Origin of the sequence: Alienimonas chondri (assembly GCF_013036045.1) — a bacterium.
In the GTDB taxonomy this organism is placed as follows: Bacteria; Planctomycetota; Planctomycetia; order Planctomycetales; family Planctomycetaceae; genus Alienimonas; species Alienimonas chondri.
On sequence record NZ_WTPX01000216.1, the window covers coordinates 1 to 5,787 of the forward strand.

3 protein-coding genes are annotated in these 5,787 nt (G+C 67.6%); 1 reads left to right on the forward strand and 2 read right to left on the reverse strand.

The window, feature by feature from the left end; translation table 11 throughout:
* Positions 1–208: 208 nt before the first annotated feature.
* Together LzC2_RS19770 and LzC2_RS19775 are read right to left on the reverse strand one after the other, a co-directional pair.
* The gene (locus LzC2_RS19770) at positions 209–1,630 is read right to left on the reverse strand and encodes a hypothetical protein (protein ID WP_171189755.1); all 1,422 of its coding nucleotides are present in this window, start codon (positions 1,628–1,630) and stop codon (positions 209–211) included.
* A 197-nt stretch (positions 1,631–1,827) separates the two neighbouring features.
* The gene (locus tag LzC2_RS19775; RefSeq protein WP_171189756.1) at positions 1,828–3,465 is read right to left on the reverse strand and encodes a S1C family serine protease; all 1,638 of its coding nucleotides are present in this window, start codon (positions 3,463–3,465) and stop codon (positions 1,828–1,830) included.
* A 595-nt stretch (positions 3,466–4,060) separates the two neighbouring features.
* Between LzC2_RS19775 and LzC2_RS19780 the strand changes: the two genes are divergently transcribed.
* Entirely contained in the window at positions 4,061–4,690 is a 630-nt protein-coding gene (locus LzC2_RS19780; RefSeq protein WP_171189757.1) for a hypothetical protein, read from the forward strand.
* Positions 4,691–5,787 lie beyond the last annotated feature (1,097 nt).

The following is a 5,787-nucleotide window of genomic DNA, read 5'->3' on the forward strand; positions in this document are numbered from 1 at the left end:
ATCGTCATCCGGGGGCTCTCGCCGATCGGGGGGTGGGAAGCCCGACAGTTTAGCGACCGCCGATCCATCGTCGCGGGCGGACGCCCTCAAAAGCGCCGCGGCTCGCCCGACCGGGCGGGCGTTCGTGCGGGAACCGACGGTTACGTGGCCGCCGAGCCGCTCGTCAGCGGCCCGCGGACGTCGGCTCGCCGCGATCGTTTCGCCCGGTTCAAGGAGAGGTTTCTTCGGGGGAGGCTGGCCCCGCCGCCCCCAACTCGACGTCGTCCCAGCGGACGGCGTGATAGGCGTCGCTGGCGATCAACTCGTCGCCGCGGGGTAAATACCCCTTCAGTTCTTCCTCGCTGAGGACGTAATCAAAGTCCCACCGCAATCCGAGCAGCACGCCGACGGCGCCCTCGAAATCGCCCGTCGCGGCCAATCCGGAGAGCAATCCCACTCGGGCCTGCCAGAGGTCGGGCTCCTCCTCGACCGCCAGCCAGCCCTGTTCCAGCGCGTCGTCGTTGCGGTCCACCAGCGGCAGATATTCCGCCAATAAGCCGCGGAGATGCGGGTCGCCGTCGACGGCGCGGTCCAATCGTTCCAGCACGGCGATCATCTTCTCCGGCTCGTCGACGTAATAATCGATCTTCATCAGATCCAACGACGGATCCTTCGGAAAGCGCGCGTCGAAGTCGGCGAGGACCTGCCGATACCGATCCTCATCGTCCGAGAGGCTCGCCGCGGTGACGCGATAACATTGCACCGTTTGCAGATCCTGAACGACTTTCGGCATCCCGGCGTAGATCGCGAGAGCCTGCTCGGGATCGCCTTTTTCAATGGCCTCGACCATCTCCGGCAACTGCAGGAGCGCCGCTTGCACCTCCGGATCGCCCGGCGTTCCCACCCCGATCCGGCTCCGCAAGCCCGCGGAGACGCGTTGTCCCGTATCAAAGATGTAGGCGTCCGCGATCCTGCCGTCCTTGGTGGGGAAGAACGCCATATACGACAGCCCGCCCTCCGCGGAGAGCACGCGGAACAACGCCGCGTGCGTGCCCTCCCGCTTCGCGACGCTGAGGAAACGGACGTCGCCGCCGTTTTCCAGAACCTGGAGCAAGGGAACGAGCACCCGATCGCGCGTCTCATAGGCTTCCTGAAGCAGGACGCGTCGATGCGATTCGCTCAATTCCAGATCAAAGGCTGCGAGACCGATGAGCCCCTCGGAGTCGACCAGATCCGCCAGCGCCAAGCGATCGCCCTCGTTGAGCCGCTTCACGATCTCCTCGCCCAGCTCCCAAGCCTGCTCTTCATCGACGGTCGGCAATCGCCCGGGCGGGGAGGACAGCGCTTCCCGGCTGATCATCGCCTTTCTGCCGGGACCGTCGGCCGATAAATAGATGCCGACGGCGAGAATCAGGACGATCCCGCCCACGGCGCAGACCGCCGCCAGCGTAATTGCGATCACGCCGACCGCCCCGATCCGGCGACGCCCTGACCGGCTCACGTCCGCATCCGGCGCCGGCTGGTAATCGTCGGCGGAGAGGAACTCGTCGTCCGCGTCGAACGCGTCGTCCCGGGGGCAATCGGCGAAGGGACGCTCGTCGAACTCGCGATCGTCGAACTCGCGGTCGTGGGGCGGGGTTCCGGCGGACACGGCGATTCTCCGGCAGACCGGGGGATAACGAGGACGGGCAGGCGCGAGCCCAGCTTAGTCCCCCGCCGCCTTCGACGACGGCGTCCCCGGACGCCGCGCAGCAAAAACCCCCGGCCGGCGCTCCTGTCTCGCCGACCGGGGGTTCCCTCCACTCTCCCCCTCTCGGGGCTTCAACGGGCTTCGATATTCCGTATCCCTCACTCGGCAGCCGGGCGGAGGGTGCGGAAGGAGGAGTTCCCGCCGCGGGGGTCGCTGACCAGCGCCAGCAGCGGCTTGTCCTCTTCCACGGCGTCGACGGCCTTCTTCAAGTCGTCGGCGGAGGCGATCTCCATGCGGCCGAGGCGTTCGACCAGTTGGCCGGGCCGCAGGCCGGCCTCGGCGGCGGCGCCTTTCACCGCGACGACGACGGCGCCGGTCGCGGCGTCGTCCAGGCCCAACCGTTCCCGCCAGTCGTCCGACAGCGGGGCGAGCGCCAGGCCGTGGGCTTCTAACTGAAACACGTCGCCGATTTCGCCGTCGCCGTTCATCTGCGGGCGGCGTTCGGCACGGCGGGCGAGCTGCTGGGGGGCGTCGTCCAGAGCCGCGGCTTCAAACTGCAACGTGCGGCGGCCGCCGTCGCGAATGATCGCCAAGGGAACCGACTTGCCGATCTCCAATCGCTCGACCACGCGGCTGAGCGACCGCGGATCGGAGACGGCTTTGCCGTCGAGGCTGACGATCACGTCGCCCTCCTTCACGCCCGCCTTCTGGGCGGGGCCGTCGTCGATCACGTCGGCGACCAGCACGCCGGCGTCGGTCGGCACGCCGAGGGCTTCGGCGGTCGCGGCGTCGAGGTTCTGCATATAGACGCCGAGGAACGCCCGCTTCACGGAGCCGTTCTCCTGCAACTGGTCCGCGATCCACTTCACGTCGCTGCTGGGGACGGCGAAGCCGATGCCGTCGTACCCGCCGCCGCGGCTGCTGATGGCGGTGTTCACGCCGACGATTTGACCGTCGAGGTTCACCAGCGGGCCGCCGCTGCTGCCCGGGTTAATGGCGGCGTCGTGCTGAATGAAGTTCTCGCGGGCCGCCAGACCGCTGGTGCGGCTCTTCCCGGAGACGATGCCGGCCGTCATGCTGAACTGTTGGTTCAACGGGCTGCCGAAGGCCAACACCCAGTCGCCGATCTGCGTGCGGGCGCTGTCCGCCAGCGTCACGCTGGGCAGCTTTTTGCCGTCCAGATCGTCCGGGTTCAGCCGCAGCAGGGCGACGTCGGTGTCCGGGTCGGTGAGGATATCGCTGGTCGTATAACGGTCGCCGTTCTCAAAGGAGACGGTCACCTCCGCGGCGCCCTCGACGACGTGGTTGTTCGTCAGGATCAGCCCGGAGGCATCGATCACGGCGCCGGACCCCTTCTTCACCTGAATCGAACCCGTCTGCGGCCCGCGGAGCTGGTTCTGTTCGTTCCGGAAGCCGGGCGGCAGTTCGCGGCCGGGGAAGCTCTCCTCGAAGAACCGACGGAACTGCGGATCGCTGAACGGATCGAAGCCTTCGGGATTCGTGCCCTCGGGGATTCGACCGCGGAAGCGGCGAAGCTGGGCGTTGGGGTTCTGAGCGGCGGCGGTTTCGACGCGGGCCTCGACGGCGACGACCGCGGGCATCACCTCTGCCGCCACGGTGCGGAACACGCCGGACAGCTGGCGGGCGTCGGCGGCGTGGGCCATCGTCCCGATCGCCGCGGGTTCCGGCGTCGGGGCGGCGGGGCTGGCGGAGAGCACGGCGGCGGTTCCGCCGGCGGCGAGCAACGCGGCCAGCGTCGCCGGAATCAGGCCGCGGGTGTGTGTTGGTGCAGGCATCGGGAGAAGTGCGTCCTGTGCGAGAATGAAGGGGAGACTCTGATGGAACCCCGCCGCGATCCGAATCGCCCGGTCCCCGTTCGACCCCGGTCCTCATTCAACCGAGAGGCCGACCGGCAGGCGGAACAGCGCGGGGGGCGGGTGTTCGTACGTCCCCCATCCCGCCGCAGTTGGCCGTTGCGACGGATTTTTTCCCGGCTGGGCGGATGTGGGTGCGAAACGGCGCCGCGACTCAGGCCGGCCCCCGGTCCGATTGGGGCTGCCGGAGCCGAAGGCGCCAGATGTGGGGGTGCGTCCGGCCGGCGCGGGGGTGACGACTGAGAAGCCCCTCGGGGGCGGGCGGTGGTGGTCATGCGGCCTCGGGGAACATGGGGGCCGGCGGGCGGGTCGACTCCGCCGGATTCCGGCCCGAAGCGTTGTGTTCGGGTCCGCGTCCGCCCAGCATGGCTCCACCCCGCGACGACCGGCCCCACGACGGACCGTCGCCGCGGCTCACCAGCTCACCGTTCTCCCGCGGACGACACGGACAGCGCCCGACCGGACCCCTTCTCGCCACGCCGCTCCGCGGCTTCCCGACGGACCGCCCCCCGCCGCCATGCTTCAAATCGCCGACACCAAGCTGCCGCACACCGTGCTGTGCTACGTCGCCTTCCGGGCGGCGTTCCACGACACGTTGGAGCAGATCGCCGTGCACGATCGGCACGACGGCGACCCGCACACGCGGTTCGGATTCCTGACGGAGGTGCCCTTCCTGCGGTGCGTCCCGGCCCACGTGCAGCTCGACCTGCTGGCCGAGACCTGGAGCCGCCACGCCGCCCACGACCCGCACGAAGCGGACCTCGTCGACGAAGCGGTCCTCTACGCCGCCTGCGAAACCGCCGGCCGCTTGTGCGCCGAGGAGCCGGAGACGGTCGCCCGCTATCTGTCCGGCGGCCCGATCGACGTGACGCTGGCCGTCGACGGCCTGCTGGCGGACGAGCTGCGGGCGTTGCACCTGAACCTCGCCGGCGAGGGTGACTTCCTGACGATCAGCCAGTTCGAAGATCACCCGCCCAAAGAGGGCCGGGCGCTGAAGATCAAACTCGGCGTCGACCCGGACCGCCTCGAACCGCTGTTCGACGTCTTGAGCCGTTGGAACCTCTCCGCGGAGTTCCTCGGCAACCTCAGCGGGTTAATGACGGGTTATGAGATCCTCAGCGCGGTCAATGTGTTGGGCGTGAAGTAATAGCCGGCAGCCCGAGGCGCCAGCCGAGGCCGAACGACATGATTCACACGTTGAGTCCGCGGCGCCGACTCAACGACAAAACGGTCGCTCATATGAAGACCGTGTGCCATGCTCTCACCGCGGTGCGGGAGGCATCGCGTCCCGTTTTGACTCGGCCTGCCGCGGAGTGAGCATGCCGTGCGAGGCCGGATCGCCTCTTGCACGTCCGTGCGTCGCCCCGCATGCTCACCCGACGAGAGCGAACCGCAAGCTGTCGTAGCGGGCGAGTAGCCGCAGACGCTAGGCGTGAGCCCGACGCGCATGCGAGGTTCTACATCCTCCGGCCTCGCTTGCGCTTCGGGCTCACAGTAGAACGCTACAGCTATCCGCCGAACGCACAAACAATAAAAACCAGCTTTGAGCAGTTTCATGAATTCACCACAAAGAAACGTTGCGATGCGGAGGCTGCTTATTCTTTTGGCGGTCGGACTGGCCTCGTGTGAAGGTCTTGTCGACCCAACGCTGGAACTCACCGTCCCGAACGACTTCACAGGACCGTTCGTCGTGATCGAGGATCCTCAGGGACAGGGAGTGGAAGCGGTTTGGTCAGGCAACCGCGCTCGACTGAGTCTGCCGGAATGCGGCGTGCTGCGGGTCCGTTCGGCCAAGATCTTTCGCGACATGGCGTACCGGGAAGTCCGCAGAGAGAATGGGACGCCGGTTCCGACGGAGACTTCCGCGAACAGATCGCAGGTGGCGCTTAGATCTGGGGGATACAACTCGAGAACCTCGATCGATGAATCCAGATGGCGGCACGAGTATTTTCTTGGGACCGCCGCCGAGTTCGAGGCGTTCGACTTCGCATCGTTTCCCACGCCATCGTGTGAGTAATAATTGTGCGGATGGGTGGCCGGGGTCGGCCCGCGGCGGCGTGCGTGAGATCGAGAAGCCGTCGCCGGGCCGCCCCCGGAACGGGTGACGTGCGATGCCGATCATGCTGCGTCGCTCTTTCGGGGGCGGCGGCGGGTGGCACCTGTGGGAAGTTCGAAGTCAAGGACGGAACCTCCCCGCGACGCCCGTGAGGCTCCTTTTTTCGGAGGGGCGTTTTTGTGCGGGGG